General features: G+C 62.4%; 17 protein-coding genes. 16 read left to right on the forward strand and 1 reads right to left on the reverse strand.

Annotated features, from left to right (window positions below; all coding sequences use genetic code 11):
* Window positions 1–7 precede the first annotated feature (7 nt).
* The 15 genes from OVY01_RS08225 to OVY01_RS08295 all read left to right on the forward strand — a co-directional run bounded on the left by OVY01_RS08225 (window position 8) and on the right by OVY01_RS08295 (window position 15,202).
* Window positions 8–421: a type III secretion system chaperone family protein gene (locus OVY01_RS08225; protein WP_267846972.1), complete on the forward strand. Its 414-nt coding sequence runs from the start codon at window positions 8–10 to the stop codon at window positions 419–421.
* Between the two features lie 72 nt (window positions 422–493).
* Window positions 494–1,759, forward strand: coding sequence for a FliI/YscN family ATPase (locus OVY01_RS08230; RefSeq protein ID WP_267847715.1), 1,266 nt, complete (start codon window positions 494–496; stop codon window positions 1,757–1,759).
* Window positions 1,734–2,186 (forward strand): hypothetical protein, encoded by a 453-nt coding sequence (locus OVY01_RS08235; protein ID WP_267846973.1) that lies wholly within the window; start codon window positions 1,734–1,736, stop codon window positions 2,184–2,186. The genes OVY01_RS08230 and OVY01_RS08235 overlap by 26 nt, the downstream gene beginning before the upstream one ends.
* A gap of 568 nt (window positions 2,187–2,754) precedes the next feature.
* The gene (locus tag OVY01_RS08240; protein WP_267846974.1) at window positions 2,755–3,411 is read left to right on the forward strand and encodes a hypothetical protein; all 657 of its coding nucleotides are present in this window, start codon (window positions 2,755–2,757) and stop codon (window positions 3,409–3,411) included.
* Between the two features lie 236 nt (window positions 3,412–3,647).
* On the forward strand, window positions 3,648–4,493 hold the full coding sequence (locus tag OVY01_RS08245) for a FliM/FliN family flagellar motor switch protein (RefSeq protein WP_267846975.1): 846 nt from the start codon (window positions 3,648–3,650) through the stop codon (window positions 4,491–4,493).
* A complete protein-coding gene (locus tag OVY01_RS08250; protein WP_267846976.1) occupies window positions 4,486–5,208 on the forward strand; it encodes an EscR/YscR/HrcR family type III secretion system export apparatus protein in 723 nt (240 codons plus the stop codon). Before OVY01_RS08245 ends, OVY01_RS08250 begins: the two co-directional genes overlap by 8 nt.
* Window positions 5,209–5,210: 2 nt before the next feature.
* A complete protein-coding gene (sctS, locus tag OVY01_RS08255; protein ID WP_267846977.1) occupies window positions 5,211–5,477 on the forward strand; it encodes a type III secretion system export apparatus subunit SctS in 267 nt (88 codons plus the stop codon).
* The gene (gene sctT, locus OVY01_RS08260; protein ID WP_267846978.1) at window positions 5,477–6,247 is read left to right on the forward strand and encodes a type III secretion system export apparatus subunit SctT; all 771 of its coding nucleotides are present in this window, start codon (window positions 5,477–5,479) and stop codon (window positions 6,245–6,247) included. The genes sctS and sctT overlap by 1 nt, the downstream gene beginning before the upstream one ends.
* 1 nt (window position 6,248) lies before the next feature.
* The gene (locus tag OVY01_RS08265) at window positions 6,249–7,391 is read left to right on the forward strand and encodes an EscU/YscU/HrcU family type III secretion system export apparatus switch protein (protein WP_267846979.1); all 1,143 of its coding nucleotides are present in this window, start codon (window positions 6,249–6,251) and stop codon (window positions 7,389–7,391) included.
* Window positions 7,392–7,520: 129 nt separating this feature from the next.
* Window positions 7,521–8,051, forward strand: coding sequence for a SycD/LcrH family type III secretion system chaperone (locus OVY01_RS08270; RefSeq protein WP_267846980.1), 531 nt, complete (start codon window positions 7,521–7,523; stop codon window positions 8,049–8,051).
* Window positions 8,052–8,071: 20 nt separating this feature from the next.
* On the forward strand, window positions 8,072–9,676 hold the full coding sequence (gene sctE, locus OVY01_RS08275; RefSeq protein WP_267846981.1) for a type III secretion system translocon subunit SseC family protein: 1,605 nt from the start codon (window positions 8,072–8,074) through the stop codon (window positions 9,674–9,676).
* A gap of 25 nt (window positions 9,677–9,701) precedes the next feature.
* On the forward strand, window positions 9,702–10,886 hold the full coding sequence (locus OVY01_RS08280; protein WP_267846982.1) for an IpaC/SipC family type III secretion system effector: 1,185 nt from the start codon (window positions 9,702–9,704) through the stop codon (window positions 10,884–10,886).
* 493 nt (window positions 10,887–11,379) lie between these two features.
* On the forward strand, window positions 11,380–13,188 hold the full coding sequence (locus OVY01_RS08285; protein WP_267846983.1) for a hypothetical protein: 1,809 nt from the start codon (window positions 11,380–11,382) through the stop codon (window positions 13,186–13,188).
* Between the two features lie 185 nt (window positions 13,189–13,373).
* The gene (locus OVY01_RS08290; protein WP_489886429.1) at window positions 13,374–14,375 is read left to right on the forward strand and encodes a hypothetical protein; all 1,002 of its coding nucleotides are present in this window, start codon (window positions 13,374–13,376) and stop codon (window positions 14,373–14,375) included.
* On the forward strand, window positions 14,372–15,202 hold the full coding sequence (locus OVY01_RS08295) for an OmpA family protein (RefSeq protein ID WP_267846985.1): 831 nt from the start codon (window positions 14,372–14,374) through the stop codon (window positions 15,200–15,202). The genes OVY01_RS08290 and OVY01_RS08295 overlap by 4 nt, the downstream gene beginning before the upstream one ends.
* 216 nt (window positions 15,203–15,418) lie before the next feature.
* Here OVY01_RS08295 and OVY01_RS08300 read toward each other — a convergent pair whose 3' ends face one another.
* A complete protein-coding gene (locus tag OVY01_RS08300) occupies window positions 15,419–15,607 on the reverse strand; it encodes a hypothetical protein (RefSeq protein WP_267846986.1) in 189 nt (62 codons plus the stop codon).
* 99 nt (window positions 15,608–15,706) lie between these two features.
* On the opposite strand from OVY01_RS08300, the gene OVY01_RS08305 reads away from it, so the two are divergent.
* On the forward strand, window positions 15,707–17,842 hold the full coding sequence (locus OVY01_RS08305) for a hypothetical protein (protein WP_267846987.1): 2,136 nt from the start codon (window positions 15,707–15,709) through the stop codon (window positions 17,840–17,842).
* The last annotated feature ends 10 nt before the right edge of the window (window positions 17,843–17,852 follow it).

Below are 17,852 nucleotides of genomic sequence, written 5' to 3' on the forward strand. Positions count from 1 at the left end.
GATCGTAGTGAACGCAGTAGTCGATATCGTTGGATTGGTACGGGAGGCGCTTCAGGAGCTGGGATGCGCGGATAAGGTGAGCGACGCCTTGAACCCGCACGACCCGATAAGTGTCAATTTTCGAGATGGTTCTGAAATACGGATCGATGCAGGCCAGCATGGCATCCATTTCGTCGCGCCAATGCCATCGGTCACGGAATCCCTGTTGTGTCACGCCTCGACACAAATGGTCGAATTCGCCATGCGTCCTCCACTGCCGGTTTTTTCACCCGCCAGACCCGTCATCATTTGGTATGACGACCATTTGGCGTTGCACGCCAACCTCGCGGCCGATGGGTTTTCGATGCCGGGTTTTCGTCACGCGCTCGAGTATTTTTTCGAGGAAGCGCAGGCATTGCTGCAAATCGTGGGAAAACTGTGAATGGGACTGATGGATTTGGCGCAGCGTTCGGCCGGCATCGACGCCATCGCGGGACAGATCCTGCGCGTGCGCATGGGTAATGTCGCCGTAGGCGAATTGTGCACCGTACACGAAAGCCCGTTCTCGCACGTACCGATCGGCCGGGCGCAGGTAGTCGCGCTGTCCGGCGATACCGCCGTGCTGAGCCTACTGGACGCCATCGATGGCCTCAGGCGAGAGTTCGTCGTTCGTCCAAGCGGGAATCGAATGTCGATTCACATGTCGTTCGACATGCTGGGCACGGTGCTGAACGCGAGCGGGCGGATCGTCGAGCGGATCGCGGGACAGGCGAATGACGCGAACGCCGGCACCGATGCGCACGATCACGCAGCCGACGCCGACCGCGATATGCCGCTGGACGTGATGGGGCCGCATTACGCCGACCGGAACCCGGAGACGAGCCCATTGTGGAGCGGCATCCGCGCCATCGATGGATTGCTGACCTGCGCGATGGGCCAGCGCGTCGGAATCTTTGCCGCGGCGGGCTCCGGGAAGAGTTCGCTGATGTCGATGCTGATCGACGGTGTGGAGGCGCATGTCACCATCGTCGCATTGATCGGCGAGCGGGGCCGCGAGGTCAGCGAATTCGTCGACGCGGCGCGGCGCAGCCGCCTTGGGGAGCGGTTGATCATCGTCTATGCGACGTCGGATCAGTCGGCGGTGGAGCGAGCGAACGCCGCGAAAGTGGCCATGGCGGCGGCAGAATACTTTCGAGACCAAGGTGCGAATGTCACCGTGTATCTGGATTCCCTGACGCGTTATGCGCGTGCGGAACGGGATATCGCGCTGGCATCGGGCGAACTTCCGGTGAAACGGGGCTATCCGCTTTCCGTGTTCGACCGGCTTCCGAAACTGATCGAACGCGCGGGCCGCACCGTCGTTGGCAGCATCACCGCGTTCTATACCGTTCTTTTGGAATCGGAGGATGAGGTGGATCTTGTCGCGGACGAGATCAGGTCCTTGCTGGATGGCCATATCTATTTGTCGCGCGGTCTGGCCGATACCCATCACTACCCCGCAATCGATGTCTTGAAAAGTGCGAGCCGGCTTTTCGATGCCGTGACGGACCAGAAACACCAGACGGCGGCCGCGGCATTCCGGCAACGACTTTCGAAATATCAGGAACTTCAGGTGTACATCGATATGGGCGAATACAAGCGTGGCCTGAATGCGGAAAACGATCAGATCGTCGATTGCCACGCTCGAATGCGGCGGTTTTTGATACAGGATAAATCGGAATGGTCGGACCCTTCGGAAACGATCCAGGCATTGCATGAAGCGACGCGAAATCCTGGGTAAGGCGGTCAGCGCCGCCACTTTGCGGCAGATACGGACCGAACAACGCCATTACGAAGCCGTCAGCCGTTATGCGACGCTCGATGCGTCGGTAACGGAAACAGCGGCAGAGATCGAGGCGAAAGACGCCATGGCGAAGGCGTGTCTGCACCCGGGACGGTACTCGAAAGCGGCCTATGCCGATGTACTCGCCCGTCAAGCGCAGGCATTGCATGCGCTTGCGGCGCTGCGCCTGGAGCTGGAATGCCTGGTCGGACGGCGTGCGGACGCCGGCGCCGAGGCGGCGAATGCCGGGCGCGCGCGCGCGCGCGCGGTGAAAAAGAGCGGCAGGATCGAGCAGATCCGACGCGCCACCGCGCTGGCGGATCAAAACGCCGCGGATAGAAGCGAGATCGAAGACCTCGTCGAGATAAAGAGCTATGTCCAATAAAGTGCAAAGGAAGTGCGGCATCGAGACGATGCTGTTCGAAAAATCCACTGCCGCGGCGGCGGGCCAGGCGGAAAGCGGCGACTCAGCGAGGGACTTTTTGCGCGAGAAGTTGTTGCGCTTGGCCGTCGAACGCGCATCGCACGCGGAAAAGGATAGGGATGAGGCAGTGGAAATCGATCCACACGCGGCGTGGCGACACGTGGCGATGCACGTCGACATCAAAACCGTCGCACCGCATTTGCCCGCACAGGCGGAGTTGTCCTGGTCGCCCGGCAGCCACGGTGATGCCGGCATTGCTTCCGAACCCGCGCAGGAACCCGCACCCGCACCGGGCATCGGGGAGGAAACCTGTTCGCATGGCGGAGCGCATTCACGCGTGCCGTCTCGCCACGAAAGACGCAACGGCGCGTTGCCAGGCGCCACGGAGCGGAAACAGCATGCGATGCCTCGCGTTTCCGGGACCGACGATGCATCTTCCGGCCCCGAGGCGCATTGCCGGGAGACACGACACGCGATACGCGGCGACGCCGAAACCGCGACCGGTCATCGCGAAGTTTCCAGGATGGCGATGACATCGTGCACGACGGCGTCCGCCGGCGCGGCGGTTGCCATGGGTTTCTGGCCAATGACCGGCGGGCCGGCGCTCAAGGCTGGGGGCGCCATGGGGAGCGACCGTGTGGAACGGGACTCACTGGATGGCGAAGCGAACGACACCGCGGGGGTGACGGTGCGCCGCGGCGAGAGCACGGACGCCGTGCGCCTCGTACGCCGGACTGGCCGGTACGGCTGTCATTTCGATCGGCGTCCCGAGGCGCTGGCGCGAGGCGCGGTGCAAAGCCGCCGTGTCGCATCGGGCGTGGCGGACACCGCGCGGGGTGGCGACGCTTATGCGCCGGACGCCGGCCCGGCGGCTGGCGCGGCGCGCAGGCCGTCAATCTCGGTGCCCGACTCGACCGGGAGCGCCTCCCCCGGCGCCTGCGGCGCCTATGGCGACTGGCCGGCGACGCCGTGGCGTCTGTATTTCACGTTTCGAAGCTGGGAGCACAAGCCTGTGATCGAACTGTCCAGCACCCCTGGAATTTTTACGCCGAATGCGCGGCCTGCTGTTCTGACCGTCCACGTGACAACGGTTGACCGTGCGGCGCTCAGGGCGATCAAAGGCGCGCTGGCGCGGGGCGATGCCGACGCTGACGCCGAGCTAGCGATCGTGGCGGTCGAGGCATGAGACACGTGCTTCCTTCGAACCAGACGCGAGCGGCGACGCCACGCGGCGACGTGACCCACGATCAAGGCCTCAGGCAAGGGTTGCGCAAAGTCGCCGGCGCATCGAACCCGGCCGCACTGCGCGCCATCTGGGCCTTGCGGCGGCGTGATATCGATGCCGCGATCCCCCGCGCGGCGCCCGCCGCCCGCCATGCCTGCTTCACCGTGCGGCATGGGTCGTTCGCGACGAGCGTGCACGTGGACGCGCGCGCATGCATTGCATGGCGCTATCCGGAGGCGGTCGAATACGCGTGGGACGCGCTCTCCGATGTGACGCTGCGCGATGTGCTGCATCGCGAGCAATGGCACGACTTCGTTCCCGTGCTGGCCCGGCGTTGGGACGGCGTCGCCCTGGAAAGCGTCGGCCCGCCGCCGCAGCTGGACAACACGATGCTGGAAGTCGTCTTTCGCGGCACGCAATTTTTATTTCAACGCGTGCCATGTTCAATGAACGCCGCTACAGCGGCGCCAGACCGAGGGGACTGGGCCATCGCATCGGCGTGCCCGGTTCAGGTGAGCGTGGAAATCGGACATACCCGCATTCCGCTGCGGGTGGTCGATTCGCTGCGTGCCGGCGACGTCGTGAAGATCGTCACGCCGAAGCCGTGTCTACGGGCATCCCCGCGAGTTGGCGCGACGTTGGCGCTTGATAATGGAGTATTCATCGTGTCAGACATCCCTTTGACGTCCGACGTGCCGTCGGCAGATTCGTCGACGGCCCACAGTTCGTCCCATTCACCGCGCACACCGGACGCCCCATCGAGCCTTCTTCTGGCGGACGACCTTTCGCTTGACGAGTCCGCGCCCCTGTCCGTTGGCGAGTTGCCGGTCGGTCTGTCCTTTTCCTTTGCACCATTCCCGATGACGGTAGCCGAACTGTCGTCGTTACGGCCAGGCGATGTCGTGCCGCTCGAACCCGGTGCGCGGCTATTGATCTACGCGAACGGGCGGCAGATCGGTCGGGCCGAGATGGTGGAAGTCGAGGGCGCGCTCGCCGCGGAGATCGCCGTACTGCATCTGTCCCAGAGGGAGAAAAATGCATAATCCCGAACTGTCGCTGATCTCGCTGATCGCGATTGCATCACTGCTTCCCTTTGTATTCGCATCCGGAACGTGCTTTCTGAAATTCTCGATCGTACTGGTATTGCTGCGTAACGCCATCGGTGTACAGCAGGTCCCGAGCAACCTGGTGCTGAACAGTATCGCCCTGATGCTGGCTGCCTTCGTCATGCAACCCGTCCTCACCTCGACGTTCCAGGTCTTCGAGCAAACCCCTCAGGCCACGTCGATCGATGAAGCCAGTCCGTATGTCACGACCGTTCTGACCCCGTACCGTCGGTATCTGGCTCGTTATGCCGATGCGGATCTGGTCAAGTTCTTCGAGAACCTGTCGTCCCCGCAGAAGCGCCCGGCAATCCTGCCCGGGAGCGCGGCAAGCCCGTCCGGCACCGTCCAGCAGGACACCCTCCCTCAAGGCGCGGCCCACCGCGTCCTGCCGCCGTCCCTGTACGCCCTGCTGCCCGCCTATGCGTTGAGCGAACTGCGGGACGCGTTTCGCATCGGCTTTTATTTGTATTTGCCCTTTATCGTCGTGGATCTGATCGTGTCCAACGTGCTGCTGGCACTCGGCATGATGATGATGAGCCCGGTGACGATCTCCGTACCGATCAAATTGATCCTGTTCGTTGCGCTCGACGGTTGGACCCTCGTGGCAAAGGATTTGGTGCAACCCTATCTGTCATTGCATTCGCTGGGTTGAGCATGGATGAAATCATTTACGCGTCGAACAAGGCGCTCGTGCTCGTGCTGCTGGTATCGGCGCCGGCGATCGTTGTCGCCACCGTCGTGGGTATCGCGATGGGGTTGTTCCAGACGGTAACGCAGTTACAGGAACAGACGCTACCGTTCGGCGTGAAATTGATAGCCGTGCTGACATGCCTGCTGCTTCTGGAGCACTGGATGGCGACGGTCGTCATGGATTTCGCGCGGGAGGTATTCCGGCTTGCTTTCCTCCCCGGAGGCAGTTGATGTTGCTGATGCGGTGGTGGGTCGGATATGCCTTTCATCATCTCGAAATATGGTCGATGCTCTACGCGCGGGTCGCGCCCACGTTCCTGCTGATTCCACTCGTCAGCTCACGCATCGTCGTCAATCCGGTGACGCGGCAGCTCATCATCTGTTTCATCGTCATCGGACTCGCGCCGCATGCCGTCCATCCAGTGAATGGCGCGAGCGGAATCGAAATAGCGTTCGCATGCGCGACGGAAGCAATCGTTGGCATCGTGGTCGGCGTGATCGTCGCCGGGCCGTTTTGGGTCGCATCGCTACTGGGAGAACTGATCGACAACCAGCGCGGCGCGACCATCGCCGATTCGATCGACCCTGCCAGCGGTGTCGAAGCGGCCATCCTGGCGCCTTTCCTGAACCTGATGTTCGCCAACGTCTTTCTCCAGAATGGCGGATTGACGGTGTTGATGAGTTTTTACGCGAAAAGCCTGCTGGATGTGCCGCTTGGCGAGATACCCCATTTCAACTACGTCGGCCTTGTCACGCTCATGAACCACGTGATCCAGATGGCGGTCAGCCTGTCGGCGCCGGTCGCGGCCGGACTTCTGCTTCTGGATGGGGTGCTGGCGTTCCTATCGCGATTCTGCAAGCAGTTGAACGCGTTTTCGCTGTCGTTGACGCTCAAGAGTCTCGGCGCGTACGGCATCATGTATTTTTACTTCGCGTCGACGGTACCGATCGAAATCTATCACCTCGTGGACCAGTGGTCCTTCCGCGGGATACTCCAGTGAGATGAGCGAGAAAACCGAAAAACCCACCGAGAAAAAACGCAGAGACTCGGAACAGAAAGGACAGTCGTTCAAGGCCGGCGACATCGGCACGATATTGCTCCTGCTGGCGGGCGGCGCGGCCATCCCGCTGATGTTTCATCTCGACCGCGTTGGCGACGCTTTCAGTCACATCGCCGAATCGGCTCGCGACCGCACTCTGCCCGATCCGTTTTCCTACGTCAACGCACTGGGATGGTTGGTGGTGAAAGGTATCGCCGCCTTTCTCACGGTTTGTTCCGTGGTGACGGTCGTGCCGGGGCTCATACAAAGCCGCTTCACGCTGGCCTTCGATGCAATCAAATTCAACTTCGATGCGCTGAATCCCGCGAACGGATTCAAGAAGCTTTTCAGTCTTCGCGTCGCGAAAGATTTTTGCAAGACGCTGCTGTATATCGTGACGACGCTTGCCGGCGCGGCAATTTTCATCAGACTGCACTATCGCGAGTTGTTCATGACGGCGCGCATGCCCGAGCCGGCGCTGCGCTTCGAGCTTGCACATCTCGCCCGCTGCCTCGGACTCTATCTTGCCGGCGCGGCCTTGCCGGTTGCCGTGCTCGACTGCCTGGCGGAGTATTTCCTGTACATACGCAGTCTCAAGATGGCAAGGCACGAGGTAAAGCAGGAGGTCAAGCAGAGCCAGGGAAATCCGGAGGTCAAATCGCGGCAGCGGCAATTGTCGCGGGAAGGATTGAGCGAAAAGGTAAAGGAAAACGTCAAGGGATCGACGTTCATCCTCGCGAATCCAACCCACATCGCCGTGGGCATTTACATCGACTTCGCCGTCACGCCGTTTCCGATGGTGTCGGTTCGAGAGGTCGACGCACTCGCGCGGGAGGCGATCGATTACGCGATGCAGTGCGGTGTACCCGTATTACGCGACGTGCCGTTGGCGAGAAGAGTCTATGCCAGATCGCAACGCTATCAATTCGTCGCCCCCGAGGATTTGGAACCCATCATCCGAATTCTGACCTGGTTGCGGCAGGTCGAAGCGGCTGGCGCGCCTGAACAGCGCCCGGCCGGCGATGCAGGCACGGCCGAGGGCGCAGCCGATCCGCCGGCCTCGCCGGACGAAACGCGTCCGACCGATCAAAGAAACTCGTCATGAGAGCAAGAGCCCCGTCGCCGGCCTGACCGGTTTGTGATATTTGGCCGCTGGCGGAACACTTAGTATTGATGCATGCCATTGCAGCTCGCAGTGAATGCATCTCGGCACGCAGGGACTGGAAAACACGTTATGAGCGATACGCAGAGAACAGAGACGAACGACGATGCCGTCGAGCTTGATCGATTGAACCGCGTCGTGATCGCCGCCATCCAGAAAGGCGCGACGATGAAGGATCTGCACGGGGTCACCGATGCCGCGATGGAAGGGTTGTATGCCTACGCATATCGTTTCTATCAACAGGGAAGGTTGAAGGAGGCCGAGTCGTTCTTCCGGTTTCTGTTTATGTACGATTTTCGTTGCGCCGAATATCCGATGGGCCTGGGCGCGGTGTATCAATTGCAGGGTGATTACCCCAAGGCTATCGAATATTACACCATCGCGGGTTCTCTGGCCGAAGACGACATGCGGCCGGTCTTCCACGCCGCGCAGTGTCATGCCTGTCTGGGAAACCGTGCCGCCGCGCGGCGAAAGTTCGAGGTGGTGATGGAGCGGGCCAGCATGCCCGTATTGCGGGAAGCGGCGAAGGCCAGTCTCGATGTCATGGAGAATGGTGGGGAGCAGGTCGGGGCGAAAGCGTCGAAGAAAGTAGCGTCATCCTAGTCAACGTTTGGAGAGATATTTTGATAGATAAAAACAGTTTTTCCAAAGAACAATTTCTGTCAGAAGTTATGTATGACGAAATTAATGGTTGTAAGCAGGTAAGAGGGTCGGAAAAGATTGTCGAGGTGGTGCATTGCGAAACCAGGATGGGTTCGACGGAAGCCTTTGCAAAGGCGAACGTCGGTCTTGCCATGCCGCAGCTGACGCCGCCCAAGGCCGCCGCGCTGCGCGAAATGAAGGATATGCTGCCGCTCGTCGATGCGGTGAGATCGTTGCCGGCTGGCAATGCGGATGCTTCCGCCGCACTGAAGCGCATCGAAGGCAATGTCGAACGCTGGGAGGCATCGGTGTCGGAAAAGGTGCAGGAGCACACGGAGGCTGCCACGGCGTTTGCGGCCGCCGCCGAGCAAGCGCATACGCTTGTCGCCCGGATCGGGGACGGGGGGCTGACGAAGACCGAGGCCGATTCGGCAGCCGCTGCCCTGTCCAATGCCGTGGCGAAAGAAGCCCGTTGCGGCGCGACGTTGCAGGCGCTGCCGTCGACGCCGGAAGCGTTCGATATCGACACCGCGGCGCTGCTGACCGGGACTGCGAAGCTGACCATGGCGTTGGCGCAGCTTGAAAAAATGATGTCCGACAGCAACATCGATGCGCTCGACAGTCAACGGAAGATGTTGAATGCGCTGTCCGAGAAGCGGCAAACGTCGCTGCAAAAGTCGTCCGACGATTACGCGGCCAAGGTCGCGGAGGCGCAGCGGCTGCAGGACACGATCGGCGAGATCGCGAAGATCGGTGGATGGGCGTTGGCGATCATCGGCGTAGGTTTGGCAATTTTCACCGGCGGTGCCAGTCTGGTGATTGCTGCGGCCGGCCTGGCGCTGATGGCGGCCGACGCGATCTACAAGGCCGCCACCGGCACGTCGTTCATCGACGAAGCGATGCAGCCGGTCATGGATCATGCCGTGAAGCCGATGATGGAGTGGTTGAGCAAGCAGGTCTCCTCGGCGCTCGAATCGTGCGGCGTGTCGCAGGAAAAGGCGGAGATCATCGGGGCCGTTGTGGCGGGCGTGGCGGTCGCCGCGGTGATGGTGACCGGCATAGCGGTGGTGGGAAGCGTTGGTGGGAAGGTCGCGTCGGTGCTCGCTGAGTCCACGGCGGCGGAACTCGCCGAGGTCATGGAATCGGCGGTGGTCCGTAGCGCCAAGAACATGATCGTGACCTTGGCGGACGACACCGGGGTCACGACGCTGGCATCCCGCGCCAAAATGCTCATGGCGGAGCTGCGCACGCAGACGGGTCTTTCCGAGCTTGGGGAAGGGCAGATTCAGGCGCTGGCCACCCGCGGCAAGATCGGGCTGACCGTCGGCGAAACCGCATTGTCCGGCACGCAGGCCGCGGTGAATACGATCGCCGCCGCGGATACGCGGGATGCGTCGCTGATGCAGGCGGCCATCACGCGTGCGCTTGCCGACAAGAAGGTCATCTCGCAACTGCTGCAAGAACTGGTGACATCGTTGTCCAACAGCAACTCGGCCATGACCGCGCTCGGCAACGCGATGTCGACCACGCTGAAAAACGAGATGGCCGCCGATACGTTCGTGCTCAACAACGCACGGGCAGTTTGAACCAAAAACCCAAGGAGATCTTTCAATGTCCATGAATATCGCATCCGAAGTCGCCGGCCGCCTGGAGTTGTATCGGCTCGGCAGCGAGCACGCCGCCGATGCCGCCCGTGCAGGCAGCACGCCGTCGACCCAGGCGGGGGCAGCGGTGTCTTCCCGAAATGCCGTCGGGGCGAGCGATGTCGCAGTCGATACGCCGGTGCGGGATGCGGCCGCGACCTTCGGATCGCCGCGGTTGCTGGCGCCGTCGGCGGGTGCCGCGCAGCGTATCGCGCCATCGGAGATCGCGGCGCTTGCGCTGCCCCTCGCGCAGGGGAGCGATGCGCTCGGCAATGCGTTCGTCGACGTGTTGACGCGTTCGGCTGGTGATGCAGGGCATGCCGGCGGTTCGGAAAGCGAACCATCGTCCGGGTTCCTGATGGACGATGCGCGAATCGACATCCTGCTGATGATGAGCACCGAATGGCAGAAGGCGCAGATGGCGGATCGCAAGCTGCAAAGCGAAATGACGACGGTCGCGACGAAGGCGGCGATGGAGCAGTCGAATTCGCAGATCGCGGCGGGCAACGACGCATTCGCAACGGCCGTGAGCTCATCCGCGCTCAATGTGGGCATGCAGGTAATGAGCACGACCATCCGGGTCCGCGCATTGAACAAGGAGCACGCATCGCTGAAGGTGAACACGCAGAACGGGCAGGATGCGCACGGGCGGGAAAATATCATCAATCGCGCGGTTCGGTCGGCGGAGGCGGTGCGGCCATCGGAGATCGACACCGTCACGGTGGGGAGCGGTGCAAACAAGCGCACGCTTCGCCTGGAAGAGGACAGGGTGCGCGCACCCGCGAGAGATGCGGCGCGAATGAGCGAGCCGGCGATGAGTTCGGCCGCGCGCTCGGCTAACGTTTCCACGCATCATGCGCTGAATCAGCGCGCATGGGGACGCGACTATGCCAAGGCCGATCTGTGGCACACAGGCGCCGACGTCAGCGCGAAAATGGTCGACGGCGTGGGGCAGATGGAGCAGAGCAAGGAGCACGCCCGTCAGACCGTTCAGCAGAACCAGCAGGAGGTGGCGCGCAGCGATGCGTCGCTGCATGAGGAAAGCGCGCGTCAGAGTCGTGCCATCGCGCAGGAAATGCACAACATTTCCAATCAGCTGATCAACAACATCGGCTCGGTCGCGGCGCAGATCGCCGGCAACCTGCGCGTTTGACGCGCGAAAGGGGCCGGCACGGCCGGCTCCGTTTTTGACCGCCAGGTCCCTGGCGACACCCGCCGATGCCCCGCTCGCCGATCGTGACCACGAGACGCGCGATACGGGGCATCGAACGATCATTTCCGGTAAGGAATGCCCTATGGTTACTTCTGCTATCGGCGCGCCGAATTCGGGCGCGCCCGCGTTGCATACCTCTCTTTCTTCGTCCGTCCGATCGGATGGCCCGCAAGATTCCAACGGGTCCGGTTCGAGCATGACGAGTTCGATGGTGTCCGTGACAAATGCTGACCGCGAAACCACCCAATCCACCAACCCGTTTAGGCCATCGACATCGGCATCGAGCGACGGCGTGAACACGCGCGATACCGCCGCGCAGCCCGTGTTAACCGCCAGGCCGGTCACGACGCCCAATGCGTCGACCGAAGAAATCGAGATGTCGATGAGAGCGTTCGCGCGTGAACTGATCGGCGAAATCGGCGGCGAGCGCGCGATGGGCGCGAACCAGCGGTTGACGACGTTGCTCGACGAAACGGAAGCGAGCAGCGCGACGCAGAAATATCTGCGTAAGTTCCTCTACGCGCTGCACCTGCTGAAAGTGACGGGCTTGTACTCCCCGTGCGACGCGAACCAGGCCGAGAAGCGTACTGCCTTGGGCCACGCTTTCATCGATGCGATCAATGCCGGGGCCGCACGGCATGCGCGCAGTCCCGGAAAGGCGGACGAAGTGTTTTCCGCGAGTCTCGACCTCAACTCGTCGACGGGGCGGAGCGGTTGCAAGGTGTGGTCGAAGGCATGGGCCGCGTTGAACGAAGCGCTGGCGCAGCGGTCTGGCGGAGCGTCGGACATGGATCATCTGAACGCGTATTACGAGGAGCATGTCGTTCCGCGAACGATGCTTCGTGCGCAGTTCGTCTATGGCGAAACCACCAATAATGCGGAGGCGCGGCTTTGTTCGGGCTCGAAGCAGGCGGTCTGGGACGCGTCGCGTCAGTTGCTGTGTGCCCCGGGGGCGAATCCGGAGGAAAGGGGCTTGAATCTGGCCTGCGCGAGCGAACTGCTGCATATGATGCCGGAGTTCCTGCGCCGTCCCGAGAACAAGGCCGACGCGCCGAAGGAACCGGGAACCGGGAAAGCCGCTGCCGCGGGCGCGCCGCCGAACGGATCTCCCTCCAACGGAAACGATGCTGACATGGCGGCAGCGCCCGCTGCCGCCAATGCCCGCGCCGCGGGATCCAGGGGCGCGGATGATCAAGACGGTCGCGATACGGGGGTTGGTGGTTCGGATCAGAATGAACGGTCCGCGCATCGTTCACTAATCGGACGTGATTTCGTGAACAAGAACAGCAATGGCGATCAAGTCATGATCGGGCCGACTATCCATATGACACAGTTGGGCGGCACGGATTCGAACGCGGGACTGCGCGCGGGCCGTCATGGCGGCGCGCACCAGCAGGCGTCTGCGCGAGCGGAGGAAAGCCGATTGGAGACGGCGGCGACGGAGGGCGCGGAGACAGGAGACCTGGCAAGCGACACCGTCAATGCATCGCACACGGGCGGGCACCGCGGCAGACTCTCCTCGCTCGATGAAAACGGGCCGGGGCCGTCGGACGAGAATGAGTCCCGACCCAACGTAGAGACATCGACCGTGCCCCGGGCGCAGGCGCAGCCACAACCGCAAGCATCGGACGCTCCGGAAAAATCGGGGTTGTTGGATCAGCTCGCCGATACCATGAACGAGGCGAAAGCGTTGCACGATGCTGGGGCTTTGCGACGAAAGAGCGACGGCGGGGATGGACAGGGAATCTTGGATCGCGCACCGCGACGAGCGCCGGTCCGGTCGAGTTCGGAGGAATCGGTGTTTTCGCCGAATTCGCCCGCGCCGACTTCCCGTTCCGCGCACCCGAGCCGGGCGGAGGTGGGCGGCATGCCGCCGGACGTCCGCGGCGCATCGTCTCGCGCTGCGTCACCCTCAGAGACTGCACCACGGCAAACGCCGGTCCGATCGAGTTCGGAGGAATCGGGGTTTTCGATGAATTCGCCCACGCGGACTTACAGTTTCACGGACCCGAGCCGGGCGGAGGTGGGCGGCATGCCGTTCGACGTCAGCCGCGCATCGTCTCGCAATGCGTCAGCCCGGGCCCCCCGCACGTCGCCATCGCCCAGGGCATGGGCTCACCAGGTGTCGGTGCAGCGCCCGGTCATCCTGACGGCAGGATTGGGACAGCAAACCCCGTCGGAGACGGTGAGGGCATGGCAGGGCGACAGGGCGGCGTCGTTGTCGCCGGAGCGCACTGAGTAGCACTTTGCGCTCGGAGTCCTGGGTTCCGCAGTTTGGGTGCGGTCCCATTTCGGAATGGGCATTGCCTCATGGCACCGGCTTGGGTTGACTGCGATAGTCGAGGGCATCCGGGCGGTGCCATGGCGCGATGCCATGGCGTGATCCGGGTTTCCTTCAAGTGAATTGCCAGGAGTGATGTTTTCGTGATGTTCGCCGATTTGACGGAGATGCCGCTTTCGATCGTGTTCTTGCTGTGCGGGCTGGCGACACTTTCGCTTTATTTCACATTGCGCTTCGTGTTCCCGGCCGTCCTGTTGCTCGTTCGCATCCGGCGCGCCATCCGACATTTACGGCGAATCGCCGTAACCGAAGCGGACGATGCGGACGTCGATACGATTTTCAAGGCCGATCTCCACCTTGCCCGGTCCTGGCGCAACTACAGGAAGACGCTCGCGCCGGCGAGCCGTGCAGGAGGCGGCCGTGCAACGATGCCGGCATCGGTGTGTTTCGATCGTCAGGAAAACGTCGAGATCCCGATGAAGCTGGAATTTTTCCGTCACTGCCCTGGATTGATGACGAGCATCGGTATCTTCGGGACGTTCTCCGGGCTGCTTTTCGGTCTGCATCGCTTTGCGGCGGCCATCGTCTCGCCGCCGGCCGCTCCGGGCGCATCCACGCCGCCGGCCGGGCCGCCGAGCCACGATGCTCATCTATCGAACCCGGATGGCACATTCTCTTCTTTCGGACCCGTGGCGTCGGCACCGGCGCCGCCGCCTCCGGGGTTGAAGGTTCTCGATCAGATCGATGACGGCGCGACGGGCGCGCACCACATGGGGGGCGCCGCCGTCGCGCACGCGTCGGCGGCACTGAGGTCGGTGGTCGATGCCAATACGCTGACCGTCGCACTGGGCCGTCTGCTGCATAGCGTGTCCGACGCGTTCGTGGTTTCCGCCATTGCCGTGCTGTGCGCGTTTTTCACGACCTTCTTCGAAAAGCTGCTGATGGCGTATTGCTTTCAGCATCTGCAGGAGCTGTCCTCGACGATCGACAAGCTTTTCGACTTCAGCCCGGGCGACGACCCGATGACGCGCTTGACGCGCTCGTCGGAGGCGACCGAGAAACAAACCCGGCGCATCGCGCTGTCGCTCGATGGGATCGCGATATCGCGCGATCGCAGCCCGGAAGCCGCGACGAAACCGACGATATGAATCGTTATCGATATCATGCGCAACGCAACGGCATGCGCGCGCCGGAAGAGAGCCCGTTCTGGATTTCCATGTCGGACATGATGACGGGCATGACGGCGCTGTTTCTGGTGCTGGCCTGCGCGGTGATGGTGATGTGGACCCTCGATACGACGCGTCCCGTCACGCCACCCCCCGCGCCCGACGCGAAGATCTCCCCGGACGCGGCCCCCGTGCAACTCGCGCAACCTCCGCGTGATCCGGCCGCCGACGTCCCGCCCGGCGGTGGTCACGATACGAATCGCCTTGCCGTCTACCAGACGGAGATCGCGGCCGCGATGAAAAAAATCTCCGTGCTGTCGCGGCAATACGGCTTCTCGGTGGACACGGACACGGGCACGATCGACCTCGGTCAGTCCGCTGTCTTTCCGCGCGACAGCGACCGGTTGACGCCCGAGCAGGAGGCGCAGTTACGCCGCTATGTCGCGCAGCTCATGGGTCTGCTGCACGACGATCCCGCCCTGTCGCCGCTGAAAGGCATCATCGTCCAAGGTTTCACCGATTCCGCGGGGTCGTACCTGTTCAATCTCGATTTGAGCGCCCGACGCAGCGAAAGGTTGATGTGCGCGCTGCTGGATCAGGGCAATGGTGCGGCGATGACCGACGCCGAGCGGCAAACCATCCGCCAGCTGTTCAGGGTGGGGGGATATTCGGCTGGCGAGCAAAAGCAAAGCGCGCAAGCGAGCCGGCGTCTGGCGCTGAAACTGGATTTCTACGGACTCGACGAACGCCGGCAGGTGCCGGGGCCGCTGGCGATGCCGATAGGCGCCTGCGCGCTCGAATCCCGATAGTGGCGCGCGGGGCCGGGCGGTGGCGAAACGGTCGTCGGACAGGCCGCGCTGGCAGCCCCCCAGGAACACCAGATTTGAAGAAAAAGGATCGATATCGTGGAAAACATTGCGAGCATCCCGCCCAGCGCGTTGTTCGACGCGTGGTGCCGGGCCGCCGAAGGCAAGACGATCGCGTCGTTTGACTGCTTCGATACGCTGCTTTGGCGTGGAGTGGCGTCACCGAGCCATGTTTTTTGCGAGTTGAGCGGCAAGCTGCCGTTCTCCACGCGCCGCTTCACCGCCTACCATCGGATGGCGGCCGAAGCGCAGGCGCAGCGCGAACGATTCGAACGCGGGCAGATACCGGAAGTCACGCTGCTGGAGATCTATCAGCAACTGTTTCCCGAACACGATGCGCCCGGACACGCATTGACCTGCGTGAAGCAGGAGTGCGAGACGGAGGCATCCCTATGTTTCGTCGCGCCGCCAGTGCTCGCCAGCATGCGCGAGGCACGTCGACGGGGCATGGGCATCATCGTCGTCAGCGACACGTATTTCAGCGCGGACCAGCTGCGCGGGATTTTCGAAAGGGTGTCGCCGGAATTGAACGATCTGGTCGATCTGATTTTTTGCTCGTCGGCGTACCGTATCAAAAAAGAACGCTGGCTTTGGAACTGCGTGGTCGCCGAATTGTGTGCCAAACCGGATACGATCGTCCACCTTGGAGACAATGCCGTCGCCGATGTCATGGTGCCGTCGCGACTTGGCATCCGCTGCCTGCATCTGGACAGATATGCTGGCGCAGCCGAGGCGACGTTGCAGCGCCGGGAGTTCGCAACGCGTTTGATGTTCAGTGGTGTCGGCGAGACGAAACCCATCTGGACGCTGTATGACGGCCTGGCGTGCCAGGGGCAGGCGGGTCAGTCGAGCTGGGACGAAGAGCTGGGCAGGAATTTTCTGGGACCGGTCATCTTCGCCTTCGCAAAGATGCTGGACGACGAATGGGGTGTCCCGGCCATTGTCCGGTCGCACGACCGTGCGCCTCGCGCCGCCGGGTCGACGGTGCGTTTGGGCTTTCTGATGCGGGACGCCGGGCTGTTGCAAAAGGCAGCGGAAATCGTCTCGCCCGGGCAACCTCATCCGATACTCCACATCAGCCGGCTTACCGCTTTTTCCGCCTCGTTCTACGATGACGATGCCATTCTGCATTTCATCAAATTAACGGCGCTCGAATACCGCTTGAGTTCCGGCCAGTGCGCCGCATGCCTGCTGCTGACCGACGACGAAACAGCGGCACTGACCGCGGCATTCGCCGCAAGGCGGCAGGACCCGCATGCGGTCGCGAATTTCTTTACCCGGGAAACGCTGGAGGCCATCAAGGCGCGTTCCACGGATTTCCGCCGGCGCCTGATCGCACACGTTGTCGCTCAGACCGGCGTTCGGCGCGGCGACACGCTGTGTCTCGTCGACACCGGCTTTAACGGCACGATTCAATATTTGTTGCGTGACGTCATGCGCAGGGAATGGGATGTCGCCGTCATCGGGCGATATCTGATCTACAGGGATAACCTGCATTTGATGGGGCTGGCGGCAGGTCTGATCGACGCGTCCTGGCTCGATATGGGGTTGGTCAACACACTGGCAAAATCGGTTGTGTATCTGGAAACGCTTTGCTCGAGCGGAGGAGGGTCCGTGATCGACTACGACGCAAGCGGAAGCCCTGTGTGCAAGACGGAAATCGTCCATCGTCCCGCCTGGGTCGAGTCCAGCCAACGCGCCGCGCTGACGTTCGTCGATCAGGTCTGCGCCGCGTCGCGCGCCACCATGCCCATGCTGACCCCCACCCGGTTGCGTGAAGCCGCGTTGACGAATCTCGCGGCAATCCTGTTTTTCCCGAGCGAGCGCGAACTGTCGGCCATCAGCGAGATGCAGTCGGACGTGAATATCGGAGGATCGTACAACCAGGACCTGTGCGACCTTTCGACGTGCATCGATGGCCTGCGCCGGCGCGGCTTATTGAATCTGACCAGCAAGGAAGGATCGCAGAGCAATCACTCGCTCAATCTTCGGCATGCGGGGCTCGATCAATTGGCGCTTTACATGGTCTGCCTGCGGAACGGACTACCGCTGAACGCGCCCGAATTTTCGTTCCGCCGTCTCGATTTGCCCGTGACGTTCGCGTTCGGTGGCGCTCCCGTTCGCCGTTGCATTTCGGCATACGCGACCTATGACGGCTATTACACGGCGGTGGTGCCGCTCGGACAAGGTACCGTGCGGGTCGAGATCGGCGCGCTCGCCGGGTGGCTGCAGATCGAGTCGATCACCCGTTTTCCGGTCGACGTGTTGGGCCCCCTGCGCGAAATGAGCGGATCCCCGGTGCCCTTCCAGACAACGCAATATCAAATTGATGGCGTGACACGGCATGAGAACGGGCTTCTGGAGTGCCGACGCGAGGCCGGGATAACTTTTACGGCGATCGGCGAGGGCGCATCGGACCATATACGGCTGGCGTTTCGGCCCGTGGTGCTTCGGGACGGCGCGGCGGGCCTGGATCGTGGCGCGACGCCGTCGGCCGCCGCCAGTCACGAAGCCGTCGTCGACGCAAAGCTGGCCCAGGTCGAGTCGGTTCTGAAGGCCGACGTGTGTCCCCGATCGTTATGATTCATGTCAA

The organism is Robbsia betulipollinis (genome assembly GCF_026624755.1).
GTDB classification, from domain to species: domain Bacteria; phylum Pseudomonadota; class Gammaproteobacteria; order Burkholderiales; family Burkholderiaceae; genus Robbsia; species Robbsia betulipollinis.